Origin of the sequence: Rhodovarius sp. (genome assembly GCF_040399605.1) — a bacterium.
Classification (GTDB): Bacteria; Pseudomonadota; Alphaproteobacteria; order Acetobacterales; family Acetobacteraceae; genus Rhodovarius; species Rhodovarius crocodyli_A.
Genome location: NZ_JBBARU010000003.1, coordinates 89,862 through 105,081, shown reverse-complemented (window position 1 = coordinate 105,081; position 15,220 = coordinate 89,862). Strand labels below are relative to the sequence as shown.

Below are 15,220 nucleotides of genomic sequence, written 5' to 3'. Positions count from 1 at the left end.
TCATCGCCGCGGCCGAAATCCAGCTCGCGAATGCCGTCAGTCTCGATCAATCCGCGGATCATCAGCGCGGTCAGTGCGGTGCCGGGCGAGGCGGCGGCGGCGGCGGCATCATGCACCAGCTTGAGCAGATAGGCCCGCCCGCCATCCACCAGCCAATATTGTGCCGCCACCGCCCGGCCATCCTTGTCGCGCAGCAGGCCGAGCCTGAGCGCCCCGATCGTGGCCATCGCGCGCAAGAGCGCGGCATCGAAGGCGGGGAAAGGCTCCTGGGGTTTCCAACTGCGGCCGCGCACATCGACGAAATCGCGGATCCCGCGCTCCAGCCCGGCCCCGGGTGCTGCCTCCTGGCTGAAGGCGTAGTCCCGCTCGGCGCGGGCCAGCTTGCGCTGAATGGTGTTGCGAAGCGCGGGTGGCCGCGCCTGCCAATAGGTCAACCAACTGGTATCGGGCGGCAGCACCTCCCGCCAATTGCCGAAATGCTGGAAGGGGCCCAGCGCCATTTGGATAAAATTTCTACTGGTCGAATCAACGCCAAATATGAACGATTTTGCGGTATATATAGCGGCCACTCTCGGCGTGTCAGTGCTATTATTTTACTGTATTGAGCGCCCTGCGCAGCAAAAAATGCGGCTGGCGGTCACGAATATGCTGGCCCCGCTGCCGCGCACCGCGCTCAGCCCCTGACATGCAGTGCTGGGCTTCACCGCCTGGCAATGAAGCCCCGCATCGTCGTCACCACCCGCTGCATCGGGCAAGGCTTCAGCAAATGCGCCTCGTGCGGGCCCTTGACCCGCCCCAGCAGAAAATCTGGACGGCCAGTCAGCACCACAATCGCCATCCGTGGCCAGGCTTTTTTGACATCGGTCAAAAATGCGCGGCCCTCGCCCACGGCAATTTCGATGATGATCCCGACAATCGCGCCATTATCGCCCAACACCGCGCGGGCCTGCTCCGCCGACCCCGTTGCGTGCACGACCAGCCCATAACGCCGCAACGCCAAGGCCATGGCCGCCCGCAGCATGGCGTCATCCTCCAGCAGCACAATCTCCAGGCCAGCCGGGTCGTCACCAACCCCATCCTCACCTGCAGCCTCGTGGCCCATATCTGGGGCGTCAGCTTTGTTATGCTGGCTCAGAGCGGCGCGCTCGGCCACGGAAACTCGGCCACGGCCTGCTCGGCCTGGCCAGTGTGATGAACCGTGAGCGCCCCGCCATGCTCGCGCAGCAAGGCCGCGGCAATCCGCAGGCCGGTGCCACGGGCTTGCACCGCAGGCATGGCAGAGGGCGGCAAGACATCATGATTGTTGACCTCAAGCCTAGCGCTGGCCGCAATGTCGAAAAACCGCACCTGCACCGCGCCACGGCCGTATTGCAGGGCGTTTGTCAGCAATTCCGTCATCACGATGCCGAGCAATTCCGCCCGCTTGGCGGGCCAGACGCAGCCGCTGCCGGCATCAAGCGCAACGGAGCGGCCCTCAGCCAGCTCCGCCAAGCCATCCTGCACGGCAGCCACCAAGCCCTTGAGGTACCCGCAAAGCTCCACCGCCTCCTGCTCCACGCTCTGGTGGATTTGCTCGGTCACCATCCCGATGGTGATGATCCGTTGTGCGCTGGCCTCCAATAATCTGCGCGCCGCCTCGTCCTCCGCATCATCGGCTTGCAGGGTAAGAACGGTATGGACGAGTTGCAGGCTGTTGCGCGTCCGATGCTGCAAATCGGCCATGGCCGCCGCCCGGCCCAGCAGCAGATGATCGCGCTCGGCGCTGTCTCGGGCCAATTCCAGCGCCAGGCCCAGGCTATTCGCCAGGGCCGCCAGAAAGCTGATATCGGCACCGTCATAATGCCCAGGCGTGGTGTCATCCACCTCCAGCACGCCATACGGCGCGCCTTTGCCGCCTATCACCACATTCACCTGCCGGATGATTCCATGCGCCTTGAGCAAAGGCGGCAGGCTGAACCGTTGATCGGCCGTGATATTATCGCTGAAAATCGCCCGGCCGGTGGTGAAGGCGAGGCCGGCGGGCGAGCCGGCGCCGAGCGCAAAGCTGGTATGGCCAATCGCCTCCGCGGGCCAGCCGATACCCGCGCGCAGCAGCAGCGATGATGATGGCCCGTCATATTGCAGCACCTTGGAATAGGCCGCACCAAGTCCGCGCGCGGCCACGCGTGCGGTTTCCTGCAGCAGCGCCGCTTCGCTGGGGCGGCTCATCACAAACTGGCTGAAGGCCGCGGTGATGCTCTGCTGCTCTTTGCGGCGCTGCAACTCCGCGATGGCCGAGGCGATGGCGCCATCCACAATCGGGCTGGCTGGCCGCGATGCTGGGGCAGGGGCTGCGGCCCGTCCCGCTCCGCCGCGCCCAGCCTCAGTCGCATGCGCCTTGAAGCGCCGCCAGCCCTCCTGCAGCGCTGCCAGTTGCTGCTCCTGCGAGGCCTCCTCCCCCCGCAGGCGCAGCAGCGTGTTGCGCAAGGCCAGAATGGGATGGCCGCGCGGCAGGTCAGCGCCGGTTTCCAGCCCGCTGAGGAAGGTGGCCGCCAAAGCCGGGTCTTCGCGCTCCACCACAAAGGCGAAATAGCCAATGACCGAGGCGCGGGCGAGGCCAACCATGCGCCGCGCCAGGCCGCGCAATTCGCGCAGCCGCGGGTAATCAGCCAAAATCTGCTGGATTTCAGCCGCCGTCGCGGTGCGGGATTGGGTGTTCGCGCGCCGACGTTCCTCCCGCCAGAGCAAATTGGCCATGGCGGCCAAAAGCGCTTCATCGCCAAATGCCCGCCCGAGCGTGCTGAGCTGGGGGGGCGCTTCTTTTGCAGGTCATAGGTGGCGTAGGCGTCTTCCGCCACGCCACGCACGACGGAGCCTGCGATTGGCATATGCGCCGAGATCACCGCCATCAAGCGATGCCGCCCATTGAGCAGCCGGCCACTGGCGGAAAAGCAGATGGGCTGCGGATTGGCCATCCAGCGCCGCGATAGGATATCGCGTGTCAGAGCGTCGAGATGGGTCTTGTTGAGTTCGCCCATGGCCGGGCTGTGCTGGAGATAGGCCGCCGCCTCGGCTGGCCCAATGGTTTCGAATGACAGGATTGGCATGGCCCCCGGCTCAGCCAATGCCGGTGCGGGGGCATGCCTACCGGCCAATAGCATCCATTTGGCTCGAAGGTCGGGCAAGGGGTCGCGTGGCCGGCCAGGCTCGCTGCCGTCATTCCAGGTGACATTGCGCAGCTTCCTGCCCTCGAGCGTGGCTTGCAGGGCCAGCAGGGCGATGGCGAAGAGCCGTTCCCGCCCGGCCATTGTCCGATGCCCGGCCAGCAACTCCCGATCGATTTCCAACCGCAAGGCGGCGCCGGGTTCACCCGCATCAAAGCGATGCGGCCGCCAAACCGCCTGGAGCATGCGCAGTGTTTGGGCCCGGCTATGCTGCAGGCCAATGCATAAAATAACCGTGCGAATGGGTTCGGGCAGGGGGGAGCCGGCCATGGCGAGGCTCTCCGCCACCAGCTCCTCCAATTCCGGGCAGGCGAGCAGCACATCCTCAACCTGCGGCCAGGTTGGAGCGGCGTTGTTTGCGGGCAGGCCCTGAAGGGCTTCCTGATACCGGATCAGCCGGGTGATAAGCCCAGCCAAGGCCCGCGGATGGGCAGCCCCCCGGGCGGTCAGAATATCCTTTGCACTGCGCCGGATATGTTGATCTATCATCGCCAGCAAAGCGTCATCCACCCCGCGCGCCACGACGCTTTGCAAAGGCTGGCCCTCGGCGATGCAAGCATGCAACCGCTGCAGGCCATCGAGCAGAACGCCTTGGCGGGAGATGATGATGGGCATGCCATTGAGGCTCCACCGGCCAGAGCGCATCACCCCGCGATATTGGGCTATCACCGCCTCGTCTGGCTGTCCGCCGCTGCGGGGGCGTTGTAGAAGCTCGGCCGCGGCGGCGGGCGAGAGCGTCTCAACCGCCAAGCTGTATGGGGCTGCGGCGAGATTTTCGATCTCGGTGGGATGCTCAGAGATGGGTATCACCTTCGTGTCCATACAAAATCAAATTCTAACGCCACAGCGGAAATTATAAAGTATATTTCTGCAATATAATATCCTATTCCATGTGACCCAGAAACTCAAATATATTTCATTGAGAATTAAGTTTATTTTGTAAAATTCAATTGATATGTGGCCGGATTGGTCGCCACTGGTTTTGGTAAACGCAACCATGCCAGAGCGCCCGGGCGTGATGGAAGCGCCAAGCGCGACCCGAGGTGCTTGGCGCCCATGCCTGGGCGGCGATGAAGCCCAGCGCGTTTGGGCAGCGCGTCACCACCTCCGGGCACCGGGTCCGGTTCGGCCCGAGCATCCCCCCGGGCTTGATTGCGCCGTGGTGGCGGAAATCTTGCGACAAGCGGCCCAAAACCCTCTGAATTCGACTTGCACAATAACATAGCGGCCGCTGGAGCCGTTTCGCATCGCCATGGTCAATCTTTTGTCAGCGATACACACGATAAATTGCGTTTTAACGCTAAATAGTTCTCATAAAATCCCATGATAATTGAAAGTAAATTCTGCGTGAGGCATAGATAAAACTACTATATTTCTGAACAAAAACAAGGAATTTTGATCATTTAAAATCACTTCACCGCATTCCATGCAATGAAATGCGCATCTGTCGCAGTGGCTAAAATCATCCAAGCCAGATTCCAGGCCATCTGCCCAGTTCCCGTATTCGCAAGCGCTAATTTCTTAACGCTTTACGGCGGCACCCGGGGAGCCGAATGATCCTTCACGCATCCAGCCCTGCTGTGTTGCTCCACAGTTTTCACTCTGACTGAATGGAAGAGGATTTACAATGCAAACACCCAATCCGGTATCTCTCAATGGTGCCAACCTCAACGCCCTGCACGCCAATGGCGGGGCCGGCCCCGCCTTATCTGCCGCAAGCGCGTTTCACGCGGCCGAGGCCACCCCCCGGCCCGCGCCTGTCATCTCCGATGCCTCTCGCCTCACAGCTTTGGCCTCGATGCGCGGCCAAACCTCCCACATCAACCGCATGCGCACCCCGCTGCGCTCCGATTGTGCGGTGGGGCGGGAAATCCGCGAACTGCGCCGGGCCAAGATGATGACGCAAAAGGATCTGGCCCAGATGGTCGGCGTCACCGGTGCTCAGTTGCATCGTTATGAAACCGGTGCCACCCGCATTGCCGCCAGCCGGCTGATCGCCATCGCAGACGCGCTTGAGGTTGGGCCCGACCGGCTGATCTCCGCCGCCACCTTCAGCCCCAACAGCCATCCCGCCCCTGCCCATCACGGCGGCGATGATCTGCTCGATCTCATCCAGACCTTCAGCGGCATCGCGGACCCGAAATGCCGCAGCGTCATCATGACCGTGGTGCGCATGCTGGCCACGCAACAGGCCTCTAATCTGCCCGAGCCAGGGGGGGCTGCCGCCTGAATATCAGGCCGGCAGCGCCACCAGGTTCTGCGTCACATAAATCTCGCACCGCTTGACCTCGTATGGGAAGAGCGGGAGCAGGGCGCCATTGAGGCATAGCCGGTAAATCCGGTACCCCGGCAATGCCTCAAAGATGTCACGCATCGTCGTATGCGTGGCGATGTTGGCGGGCACGAATTCAAACTGTATCCGCGCAATTCGTCGCTCGCGAATGGCCTGCTGCGCCCCTTGCAGCACCTTGAGGTCCAGGCCCTCAGTGTCGATCTTCAGCAGGGCCAGGTGTTCGATGCCCATCGCGGTCATATAGGCATCAATGGTGGTGGTGCGCACGGGATGGGCCACGATGTTCCCATCGAAGATCGCCACGGCCGCGCGGGAGAGGCTGGCCTGGGTAGAGCCATCCGCCGCCGCAAAATCATAGAGTTCCAGCATGGCCTCGTGATCACTCAAGGCCTGATGGCACAGCGTGACCTCCTCGCCCGCCAGGCGCTTGGCCAATCGGCGGAAGGTGTTGGGATGCGGCTCGAAGGCGTGGATTTCCACCCCGGGGACGAGGCGGAGCAGGGCCTGGCTATAGGTACCCACATTGGCCCCCACATCAAACACCACACCGCCCGTGATCTCGGCTGCGATCCTGCCGAGGAAGCGCTCCTCCGCCACGGTCAGACCATATTGGCCCGGATAATTGATCGCGATGCCATTGCAGCGCAGAGCGAGGTCATAGATCGCGCCGGCCAACCATGCGGCACAGGGCCGGTTCACCGCCCATACCAGCGGATAGGCCGCCATGGCCAACCAGCGCTTTGGCTTGGATGGCGACCAGAGGGCCGTTGTTGTATTGATGTTGTGATCCATTGGTCAAATATATAAAAACATAAACTAAACATCAATGTAATTTTAACTAAATAAAAGACGCAATAATTATTCGTAAATCGAAATTTATATAATCGTGACGGTGTTTTTGTGGTGATTTAATCGCAGGGCGGGATGAAATTGAGAAAATCGCGAAATCTTTAAACCCGCCCGGGCAACTCCAAAACCGCCAGCATGCCACCCAGCCGCCGGCCGCGATTGAGCGACAGCGTCCCGCCATAAAGCCCCGCCAGATCGGCCGCGATGGCCAGCCCCAACCCGCTGCCCGGCGCTGCCTCATCCAGCCGCACACCGCGCGCCAGCGCCGCCGCATCCTGCCCCTCGGCCAGGCCCGGCCCATCATCCTCCACCTCAATGCGGATCATGCCGCCAGCCGCCGGCACCACCCGGCATTCCACCTTGCTCTTCGCCCATTTGCAGGCGTTTTCCATCAAATTGCCCAGCATTTCCGTCAAATCCTGCGGGTCAGCCCGGGTGCGGGCGGCGTCACGGCCGGCCACGTTGATGCTGATGCCACGGCCGGAAAACAGCCGCCGCAAGGCCGTGGCCAGGGATTGCGCGGCCGCCATGGGCATCGCCTCCTCACCCGCCGCGCCGGCCAGCGCGCCGGCCCGGGCGCGGCGCAGATGGTGTTGCACCAAGCGCTCCAGCGTCGCCGCCTGGGCCCGGGCAGCTGGGATTTCCTCCCGCTCGAGCGCATTGCGCAGCACCGCGATGGGCGTCTTTAGGGCGTGCGCCAGATTACCCACATGGGTGCGCGCGCGCTCCACCGTCGCCCGGTTCTGGCCGATCAGCGCCTCAATTTCCTGCACCAGCGGCGCCACCTCGCTCGGCACCGTCAGGTCCACATGTTGGCGGGTGCCGGCGCGCACCTCCACCAACTCCTCCTGCACCCGCCGCAGCGGTGACAGTGACCACACAACCAGCAGCGCCACCACCGCCACCAACCCAGCACCCAGGCCCAGAAAGGCCAGCACCAGGCCCTTTTGCAGCCGGCCAATCTCTGCATCGGTGTCGCGCCGGGTCACCGCCACCTGAATCGTCACCGTCTGAAAGGGCGGCGCGCCAAAGCGGGCCTCGAGCTGGACATGGCGCTCCAATAGCCGCAACGGCTCGTCGCGCGGCCCTATAATGTCCTCATTGCGCGGCTCTGCATCGGGGCGTGGTGCCGGCAGGCGCTGGTCCCATAGCGAGCGCGAGGTGGCGACCAGCCCGCCCGCCGCCGACATCTGCCAGTAATGCCCCGAAAGCGGCCGGTCGAATTCCGGTTCGCTCACGGCGCGCGCCAGGATAGGCCCGCGAGTCGGGTCGAGTGCCGCTGCCGCCACCACGGCATCGAGCAGCGATGTCATCCGCCCATCGGCGGCGGTCTCGATCTGCTCCTCGGCCAGGCGGACGACAAACCAGCCGGTCACGCCCAGCCCCAGCGCCACCCACAGCGCCGCGAGCAATGCCAGCCTGCGGGTGAGGCTGCCGCGCACCCGGATGGTGGGCGCGGGGGTCTCATTCATCGTGGCGGGCTCATACGGTAGCCCTGGCCGCGCACCGTCTCGATCAGCCCATCGCCCAGCTTGCGCCGCAGCCTTCCGGCAATCACCTCCAGCGTATTGGAATCCCGATCAAAATCCTGGGCGTACAAATGCTCCGTCAACTCGGTCTTGGAGACGGGCCGGCCGGCATTGAGCGCCAGATAGGCCAACATGCCATATTCCAGCGCCGTCAGCCGCACCGATGCGCCCTGGCGCGTGACGGCGCGGGCCGCAGTGTCCAGCCTAACCTCGCCGAATTCCAACTCGGATTTGGCAATCCCATTGGCGCGGCGGATCAGCGCATTCAACCGGGCGATCAACTCGGCCATGATGAAGGGCTTGGCCAGATAATCATCCGCCCCGGCATTCAACCCCTCCACCTTTTCCGACCATGAATCCCGCGCCGTGAGCAGAATGACCGGCATAGCGCGGTCCGCCGCCCGCCAGCGCCGCAGCACCGAGAGCCCATCCAGCCGCGGCAGGCCCAGATCCAGCACCACCGCGTCATAAGGCTCGGTGCTGCCCAGATGCAGCCCCTCCTCGCCATCGGCGGCGACATCGACGGCAAAGCCCGATTCGCTCAGCGCATTGCGCAGCTGTTGCGAGAGTTCAGCATTATCTTCAACGACAAGGAGGCGCATGCCGCGCAGCCTACAGCAATGTGCGCATCACCGCATAAAGATCATTCTTCCGCTCGAAACCAATCCCCAGCGCATCCGGCATGCGAATCCGGCTATCAACCACCGGCGTGTCATCGGCAAAGCCACCAAAGGGCGCAAAGACCTCAGGATAGCTCTCATTGCCACCCAGACCCAGGCCGGTGGCGATGTTCAGCGCGAATTGATGCCCGCCATGCGGCACGCAGCGCCGGGGTGACCAGCCATGCTCGCGCAGCATTTCCAATGTCCGCAAATATTCTACCAAGCCATAGCTCAAGGCCGGGTCGAATTGCAGCGTGTCGCGATCGGGCCTGAGGCCGCCATGGCGGATCAGGTTGCGGCAATCGAGCATGGAGAACAAATTCTCGCCCGTGGCCAGCGGCGGGGCATATTGCTCGGCCAGCACGGCATGGGTCGAGAAATCCAGCGGGTCCAGCGGCTCCTCGTACCAGCGCAGATTATAGGGTGCCAGGGCCGCGCCGTAGACCAGGGCAGCATGCAGCCCGAAGCGGCCATTCACATCCACGCACAGCCGTGAACCATCGCCACTCAGCAGCTTCAGCACCGCCTCGATCCGCTCGACATCCTCCTTCAGCGCGGCCTTGAGCGGGGTTCCCGGGGCACCGCCGATCTTCATCTTCACCACGGAATAGCCTAGCCCCAGATAGCGCTTCATCTCCTCCAGCAGCTCGGCCACGCCCTTGCCCGGGTAGTAATAGCCGCCCGCAGCATAGATCCAGGCCTGCTCATCCGCCTGCCCGGCATTGTAACGATCAGCCAGCAGCCGCCATAGCGGCTTGCCCGCCAGCTTGGCGGTGGCATCCCACAGCGCCATGTCCAGCACGCCCACGGCCACCGAACGGTCGCCATGGCCGCCGGGCTTTTCGTTCTTCATCATCGCCATCCAGGCGCTGGCCGGCTCCAGCCCGCCATCTTCATGGGTGGTGAGGCTCGCCTCCAGCAGCCGCGGGATGAAACGCTCGGCCAGCAATCCCGGCTGGGCGTAGCGGCCATTGCTGTTAAAGCCAAAGCCGGTGGCGCGGCCGCCCTGGCCATCCTCGATGGTCACGGCCACGATGCTCGCCGTCATCTTGGAAAAATCGATATAGGCATTGGCAATGGCGCTGCTGATCGGCGCCACGGCCTGTTTCACATCGATGATACGCATGATCTACCCCGGTTTTTGCGGGGAGCATCTTCCACCTCGCGCCGGTTGCGGCAAGACTGTGGGGATGGAAGACCTTCTGATCGACACGCGCGAGGGCCTGGCCTTCGTCACCTTCAACCGGCCGCAGGCGCGCAATGCGCTGACATTCCCCATGTATGAGGGGCTGGCCAATCTGTGCATCGCCGCCAATGACGACCCGGGCATCCGGGCCATCATCATCACCGGCGCCGGCGAAAAGGCCTTCGCGGCCGGCACCGATATCAGCCAGTTCACCGAATTCCGCACCGCCGAACAGGCGATTGCCTATGAGCACAAGATCGATCGCATCCTGACCGCGATCGAAAATTGCAACAAACCCACCATTGCTGCCATCGCCGGCGCCTGCACCGGTGGTGGCGCTGCCATTGCTGCGGTGTGTGACCTGCGTATTGGTGCCGCCAATGCCCGCTTCGGCTTCCCCATCGCCCGCACCCTGGGCAATACCCTGTCGATGGTGAACCACGCCCGGCTGGCCGCCCTTATCGGCCCGGCACGGGTGACGGATTTGATCTTCTCCGCCCGCCTCATGGAGGCCGAGGAAATGCGCATGGCCGGCCTGCTCAGCGAAATCCTGCCCGACCATGCGGCCCTGCAAGCCCGCGCGGCCACGCTGGCGGCCACAGTGGCCGGCCATGCACCGCTGACCATGCGGGCCACCAAGCAGGCGCTGCGCCGCCTGAGCGCTGCGGCGCGCGCCATTGATGGCGATGATCTGGTAGCGATGTGCTTCACCTCGGCCGATTTCGCCGAGGGGGTGGAGAGCTTTCTCGCGCGCCGCCCTGCCATCTGGCAGGGGCGCTGAGCGGATTGATGCTGGCGGCGGAGGAGCGCCTCCCCGCCCTATAACCCCCGCCCTATAACCAAGGCGGGGCCTGCCGACCTACGCGGTCACGCCCTCGCAATCCGCCGAGTGGCCATCACACATTCGCGCCCTCGATCACATTGCCAAAGCGCACCCAGCCCGAGCCATCCCAGCGCTGCAACTGCATCTGCCGGATCACATTGAAATTATTGGGCTGGGTCTGCACCTTTATCCCCGGCAGCAGCGTCGCCACATCCATTGGTGCGATATTGGCCGCCTGGCGCATCACATTCTCGCGCGAGAAATCATTGCCGCATTGCCGCAGCACCTGAATCATGGTGGTGCCCACGCCATAGCCATAGGTGAAGTTGTTGTCAGTGAGATCGCCGCCGGGAACGAAGCGCTGCATGAAGCCGCGCCATTCATTCATGCCGGGATCATTGGCCCAGGCCGGGTCGCTCTGGTCCTTGCGGTAGTCGGAGGTGATGAGGCCCACGCCGCGCTCCTTGCCCGCCGGTTCCATCACGGCGCCGACGGAGACGGAGACATTGGTCATGAACATCATCGGCCGCCAGCCGATCTCATGCACGCGACGGATCGCCTGCGCCGCGAAGCGGGGGATGACGCCGCAGACCAGCACATCGGCGCCGCTCGCCTGGAGCTGGACGATCTGGCTGTCCACCGTCGGGTCTGTCGCCTCGTTGGTGGCGGTGCGCACCATGGAGTCGAAGCGCGGGCCCAGCACATCGCGCACGCCGTTCAGGTAGTCGCGGCCGAAATCATCATTCTGGTAGAGCAGCGCGATTCGCGCATTTGGGCGCGTTTCCAGGATATGCTTGGCGTAGATCTGCGCCTCGACGCGGTAGCTGGGCTGCCAGCCGATGGTCCAGGGGAATTCGCGCGGATTGGCCCATTTGTCGGCCCCGGTCGCGAGGAAAAGATGCGGCACGCGGCGTTGGTTCACATAGCGGTGCACGGCATTGTTGGTGGGCGTGCCGAGCTGGTTGAACAGGAAGGCAACGCGGTCCTGCTCGACCAGCCGGCGCGTCTGCTCCAACGTGCGTGGTGGCGAATAGGCATCATCATAGACGGTGAAGTTGACGCGGCGCCCGGCCACGCCACCCTCGTCATTCAGGCGGCGGAACATGGCGGTGAGACAGGTGGAGATGACCGAATAGGCGGAAGCCGGCCCCGAGAGCGAATTGGTGCTGCCGATGCGGATCTCGGTCGCCGTCACGCCTGGCGCTTCCTGCGCGGGGGCGATGTTGGGCGTGGCCAGCGTGGCGCCAGAGGCGATGAGGATGGTGCGGCGTGTCGTGCTCATGATGTTTCCCTCCCTGGGATGATGCGTTTTTTGGTGGTGAAGCGGCGGACCAATCCGGCCACGCCATCGGGCAGGATGAAGAGGAAGAGGATCAGGATCGCGCCATAGATCACGCCTGGCGCCGAGCGGCTGATCGCCTCCGCCAAATTCGGCACAAACAGCACGAAAAGCCCGCCAAAGACCGAGCCCAGGATCGAGCCCACACCGCCCACCACCATGCCGACGAAGAGGCTGATGGAGAGGATGAAGGTGAAGCTGTCGGGTGCTACGAACTCCACCACGGCAGCCGAGAGCGACCCCGCCATGCCGGTGATGATCGCACTCACTGCGAAGGTGCGGGTCTTGAGACTGGCAAGGTCCATGCCCATCGCCTCGGCGGCCGTTGGGTTGTCGCGCACCGCCATCATGGCACGCCCGATCCGCCCGCGCAGAAGATTGGCGGTCAGCAGGTAGCACAGCCCCGCCACCAGCAGCGCCACCAGATACATGTATTGGTCGGGGCTGAGCGCGAGCCAGGCGGGCGCCTCGGGCTTGAGCAGGAAGAGGCCCTGCACCCCGCCCGTCCAGGCCTCCACCGCTTTGTGCTTGAGGATTTGCGGCACGGCGACGGCCAGCGCGAAGGTGGTCAGCGCGAGGTAAAGCCCGCCCAGCCGAAGTGCCGGGAAACCCACACCCCAACCCACCACACCGCAGACGATGGCTGAGACCGGCAGCGTCGCCCAGAAGGACCAGTCGAGCAGCGACATGGGGATCGCCGTCGCATAGGCGCCGACCGCGAAGAAGGCACCATGGCCGAGCGAGATCTGACCATTATAGCCGGTGACGATGTTGAGGCCGAGCACGGCCAGCGCCATGATGACGGCCAGTGTGAGCTGGAAGAGGTGAAAACTCTCCAGCGCCCAGATGGGTAAGAGCGCGAGAGCGAGGCCGCCAGCGATAAGCAAGGGCTTCATGCGCTCAGACCCGGCTGAACACGACGCGGCCGAACAGGCCCGAGGGCCGCACGACCAGCACGCCGATGATGATGACCAGCGCCACCGTCAGCTTCAATTCCGTCCCCACCACATAGGCGCCGGCCAAATTCTCCAGCACGCCCACGGCAAAGCCGCCTCCGACCGCGCCCGCGGGGTTATCAATGCCCCCCAGCAAGGCGCCAGCAAAGGCGTAGAGCAGAATGCCCAGCATCATATTGGGGTCAAGAAAAACAGCCGGTGCGACCATCATCCCCGCTACCGAGCCGATGGCCGCAGCCAAGCCCCAGCCCAGCGCCAGCATCCAGCCAACCCGGATGCCCACCAGGCGTGCCGAGCGCGGGTTATAGGCAGCCGCGCGCATGGCGAGGCCCAGCGAGGTATGCGCGAAGAAGAGATAGACCAGGATCAGCACCGCCAGCGTCACCGCCGTGCTGCCCAGCTCATGCGCCGAGACCAACCCGCCGAAGAGCAGGCCATCGCTCTGGAAAGGCGTCGGGAAGGCCTTGGTGGTGTGGCCGAAGACCCAGCCCGTGGCATTGCTGATGATGAGCAGCATGCCGATGAAGACGCCCACATGCGTCAGCACCGGCGCATTCTGCACCGGCCGCATCAGGATGCGCTCGACCAGCGCGCCGATGATGAAGGAGACGACAAGCGTGGCGAAGAAGGCGACCCAATAGGGCAGCCCAGCCTGGATCATCGTCAGCGCGATGAAGGTGGAGAGTGTTGCCATCTCCCCTTGGGCGAAATTCACATGATGCGTGGCCTGGTAGATCATCACCAGGGCAAGGGCGACCGAGGCATAGATGCCGCCCGTGGCGATGCCGGCAATCAACTGATGCGCAAAACCATCCATGTCGTCAGTATCCCAGATAGGCGCGGCGGATGGCTTCATCCTGCCGGATTTCGGCGGCAGGGCCGGAGGTGACGATGCTGCCTGTCTCCAGCAGATAGGCGCGGTCGGCCAGTTCAAGCGCGAGGTTGGCATTCTGCTCGACCAGCAGGATGCCCACGCCGCTTTCCTCACGGATGCGCCGCATGATCCCGAAAATCTCCTGCACGATAAGGGGCGCGAGGCCAAAGGAGGGCTCGTCAAGCAACAGGAGCTTGGGCCGCATCAGCAGGGCGCGGGCGATGGCCAGCATCTGCTGCTCGCCGCCCGAGAGCGTGCCTGCCTGCTGCTTCCAGCGCTGCTTGAGGCGGGGGAACCACTCCCACATCCGGGCGAAATCGGCCTGCACCTCGCCATCGCGGCGGGTATAGGCGCCGAGCCGGAAATTCTCCTCCACGGTCAGTTCCATGAAGGTGCCGCGCCCATCGGGCACATGGGCGACGCCCAGCCGCGCAATCTCTTCCGTCGCCATGCCGGTGATGCGCTGGCCTTGGAAGAGGATCTCGCCCTCGGTGCGGATCATGCCGCAGAGCGCGCGCAGCGTGGTGGTCTTGCCCGCGCCATTGGCGCCGAGCAGCGCCGTCACGCTGCCCTGCTCCACCAGGAAATCGATGCCATGCAGCACCTGGATGGGCCCATAGCCGCCACGCAGGCCCTTCACCTCAAGCAGCATGCGCGTCATGCCCATCACCCAGATAGGCCCGGATCACCTCCGGGCTGGTTCGCACCTCATGGGGCGTGCCATCGGCGATCTTCTTGCCGAAATCGAGCGCCACCACCTTGTCGGAGACGCGCATGACAAGGCTCATGTGATGCTCGACCAGCAGGATGCTGAGGTCAAAGCTTGCCCGCACCTCTTCGAGCAGCCGCGCCAATTCATCCACCTCGCCGTGATTGAGGCCGCCGGCCGGTTCGTCCAGCAGCAGCAGCTTGGGCTGGGAGATCAGCGCGCGGGCCATCTCCACGCGCTTTTGCGTGCCAAAGGGCAGGTCGGAGACAGCGATATCGGCCACATCCCGCAGTGCGAGCAGGGCCAGAAGTTCATCAGCGCGGCGTGCCGCGACTGCCTCTTCGCGCCTGGCCGCCGGCAGGCGCAGCGCATTGGCGAAAAAACCCGCATGCCCCGCGGAATGCGCACCGGCCAGCACATTCTCCCGCACCGACATGCTGCGGAACAGCGCCAGGTTCTGGAAGGTGCGGCCCAGGCCCAGCGGTGCCATGGCGTGGCGTGGCAGGGCAGTTGTGTTGGTGCCAGCGAAGGTCACGCTTCCCTCGCTTGGCCGGTAGATGCCGCTGATAATGTTGAACAGTGTTGTCTTGCCGGCGCCATTGGGGCCGATCAGCCCACAGATCTGGCGCTCCTCCACCGAGAAGGACACACCGCCCACGGCCGTGACGCCGCCGAAGCGCATCACGACATCGCGCACCTCAAGCAGCGCCAAGTGCTGCTCCTGCAACGCAGGACCATGTCTGTGGCCTGGAGCCCATATTTCCCTCCGCCATCCGCCGCTTTGCGGTCAGATCTTT

The 15,220-nt window shown here is 64.0% G+C and carries 15 protein-coding genes; 3 read left to right on the top strand and 12 right to left on the bottom strand.

What is annotated here, in order from left to right; all coding sequences use genetic code 11:
- The 3 genes from ABWP84_RS02160 to ABWP84_RS02150 form a co-directional block, all read right to left on the bottom strand.
- Positions 1 to 500 (bottom strand): GNAT family N-acetyltransferase (locus tag ABWP84_RS02160; protein WP_353210349.1); only part of this gene is annotated, 500 nt, incomplete at its 3' end.
- A 200-nt stretch (positions 501 to 700) separates the two neighbouring features.
- Positions 701 to 1,102 (bottom strand): hypothetical protein, encoded by a 402-nt coding sequence (locus ABWP84_RS02155; protein ID WP_353210348.1) that lies wholly within the window; start codon positions 1,100 to 1,102, stop codon positions 701 to 703.
- 29 nt (positions 1,103 to 1,131) lie between these two features.
- Positions 1,132 to 2,736: a histidine kinase dimerization/phosphoacceptor domain -containing protein gene (locus ABWP84_RS02150; RefSeq protein ID WP_353210347.1), complete on the bottom strand. Its 1,605-nt coding sequence runs from the start codon at positions 2,734 to 2,736 to the stop codon at positions 1,132 to 1,134.
- Between the two features lie 893 nt (positions 2,737 to 3,629).
- On the opposite strand from ABWP84_RS02150, the gene ABWP84_RS02145 reads away from it, so the two are divergent.
- Both ABWP84_RS02145 and ABWP84_RS02140 read left to right on the top strand, forming a co-directional pair.
- Entirely contained in the window at positions 3,630 to 3,911 is a 282-nt protein-coding gene (locus tag ABWP84_RS02145) for a hypothetical protein (RefSeq protein WP_353210346.1), read from the top strand.
- A gap of 919 nt (positions 3,912 to 4,830) precedes the next feature.
- The gene (locus tag ABWP84_RS02140) at positions 4,831 to 5,433 is read left to right on the top strand and encodes a helix-turn-helix transcriptional regulator (RefSeq protein WP_353210345.1); all 603 of its coding nucleotides are present in this window, start codon (positions 4,831 to 4,833) and stop codon (positions 5,431 to 5,433) included.
- 3 nt (positions 5,434 to 5,436) lie between these two features.
- Here the strand turns inward: ABWP84_RS02140 and ABWP84_RS02135 are convergent, their stop codons facing one another.
- The 4 genes from ABWP84_RS02135 to ABWP84_RS02120 form a co-directional block, all read right to left on the bottom strand.
- Positions 5,437 to 6,288 (bottom strand): FkbM family methyltransferase, encoded by an 852-nt coding sequence (locus tag ABWP84_RS02135; protein WP_353210344.1) that lies wholly within the window; start codon positions 6,286 to 6,288, stop codon positions 5,437 to 5,439.
- Positions 6,289 to 6,446: 158 nt separating this feature from the next.
- On the bottom strand, positions 6,447 to 7,817 hold the full coding sequence (locus tag ABWP84_RS02130; RefSeq protein WP_353210343.1) for a sensor histidine kinase: 1,371 nt from the start codon (positions 7,815 to 7,817) through the stop codon (positions 6,447 to 6,449).
- The gene (locus tag ABWP84_RS02125; RefSeq protein ID WP_353210342.1) at positions 7,814 to 8,476 is read right to left on the bottom strand and encodes a response regulator transcription factor; all 663 of its coding nucleotides are present in this window, start codon (positions 8,474 to 8,476) and stop codon (positions 7,814 to 7,816) included. The genes ABWP84_RS02130 and ABWP84_RS02125 overlap by 4 nt, the downstream gene beginning before the upstream one ends.
- Positions 8,477 to 8,486: 10 nt before the next feature.
- A complete protein-coding gene (locus ABWP84_RS02120; RefSeq protein ID WP_353210341.1) occupies positions 8,487 to 9,662 on the bottom strand; it encodes an enolase C-terminal domain-like protein in 1,176 nt (391 codons plus the stop codon).
- Between the two features lie 64 nt (positions 9,663 to 9,726).
- Here ABWP84_RS02120 and ABWP84_RS02115 point away from each other — a divergent pair, with 64 nt between their 5' ends.
- Entirely contained in the window at positions 9,727 to 10,503 is a 777-nt protein-coding gene (locus ABWP84_RS02115; protein WP_353210340.1) for an enoyl-CoA hydratase, read from the top strand.
- Positions 10,504 to 10,618: 115 nt separating this feature from the next.
- On the opposite strand, the gene ABWP84_RS02110 is transcribed toward ABWP84_RS02115, so the two are convergent.
- The 5 genes from ABWP84_RS02110 to ABWP84_RS02090 are packed head-to-tail and all read right to left on the bottom strand — an operon-like array spanning position 10,619 to position 15,135.
- The gene (locus ABWP84_RS02110; RefSeq protein ID WP_353210339.1) at positions 10,619 to 11,827 is read right to left on the bottom strand and encodes an ABC transporter substrate-binding protein; all 1,209 of its coding nucleotides are present in this window, start codon (positions 11,825 to 11,827) and stop codon (positions 10,619 to 10,621) included.
- Positions 11,824 to 12,780, bottom strand: a complete 957-nt coding sequence (locus ABWP84_RS02105) for a branched-chain amino acid ABC transporter permease (RefSeq protein WP_353210338.1) — start codon at positions 12,778 to 12,780, stop codon at positions 11,824 to 11,826. Before ABWP84_RS02105 ends, ABWP84_RS02110 begins: the two co-directional genes overlap by 4 nt.
- 4 nt (positions 12,781 to 12,784) lie before the next feature.
- Entirely contained in the window at positions 12,785 to 13,657 is an 873-nt protein-coding gene (locus ABWP84_RS02100; protein WP_353210337.1) for a branched-chain amino acid ABC transporter permease, read from the bottom strand.
- A gap of 4 nt (positions 13,658 to 13,661) precedes the next feature.
- Positions 13,662 to 14,375: an ABC transporter ATP-binding protein gene (locus tag ABWP84_RS02095; RefSeq protein ID WP_353210336.1), complete on the bottom strand. Its 714-nt coding sequence runs from the start codon at positions 14,373 to 14,375 to the stop codon at positions 13,662 to 13,664.
- Positions 14,356 to 15,135: an ABC transporter ATP-binding protein gene (locus ABWP84_RS02090; RefSeq protein WP_353210335.1), complete on the bottom strand. Its 780-nt coding sequence runs from the start codon at positions 15,133 to 15,135 to the stop codon at positions 14,356 to 14,358. The genes ABWP84_RS02095 and ABWP84_RS02090 overlap by 20 nt, the downstream gene beginning before the upstream one ends.
- Positions 15,136 to 15,220 lie beyond the last annotated feature (85 nt).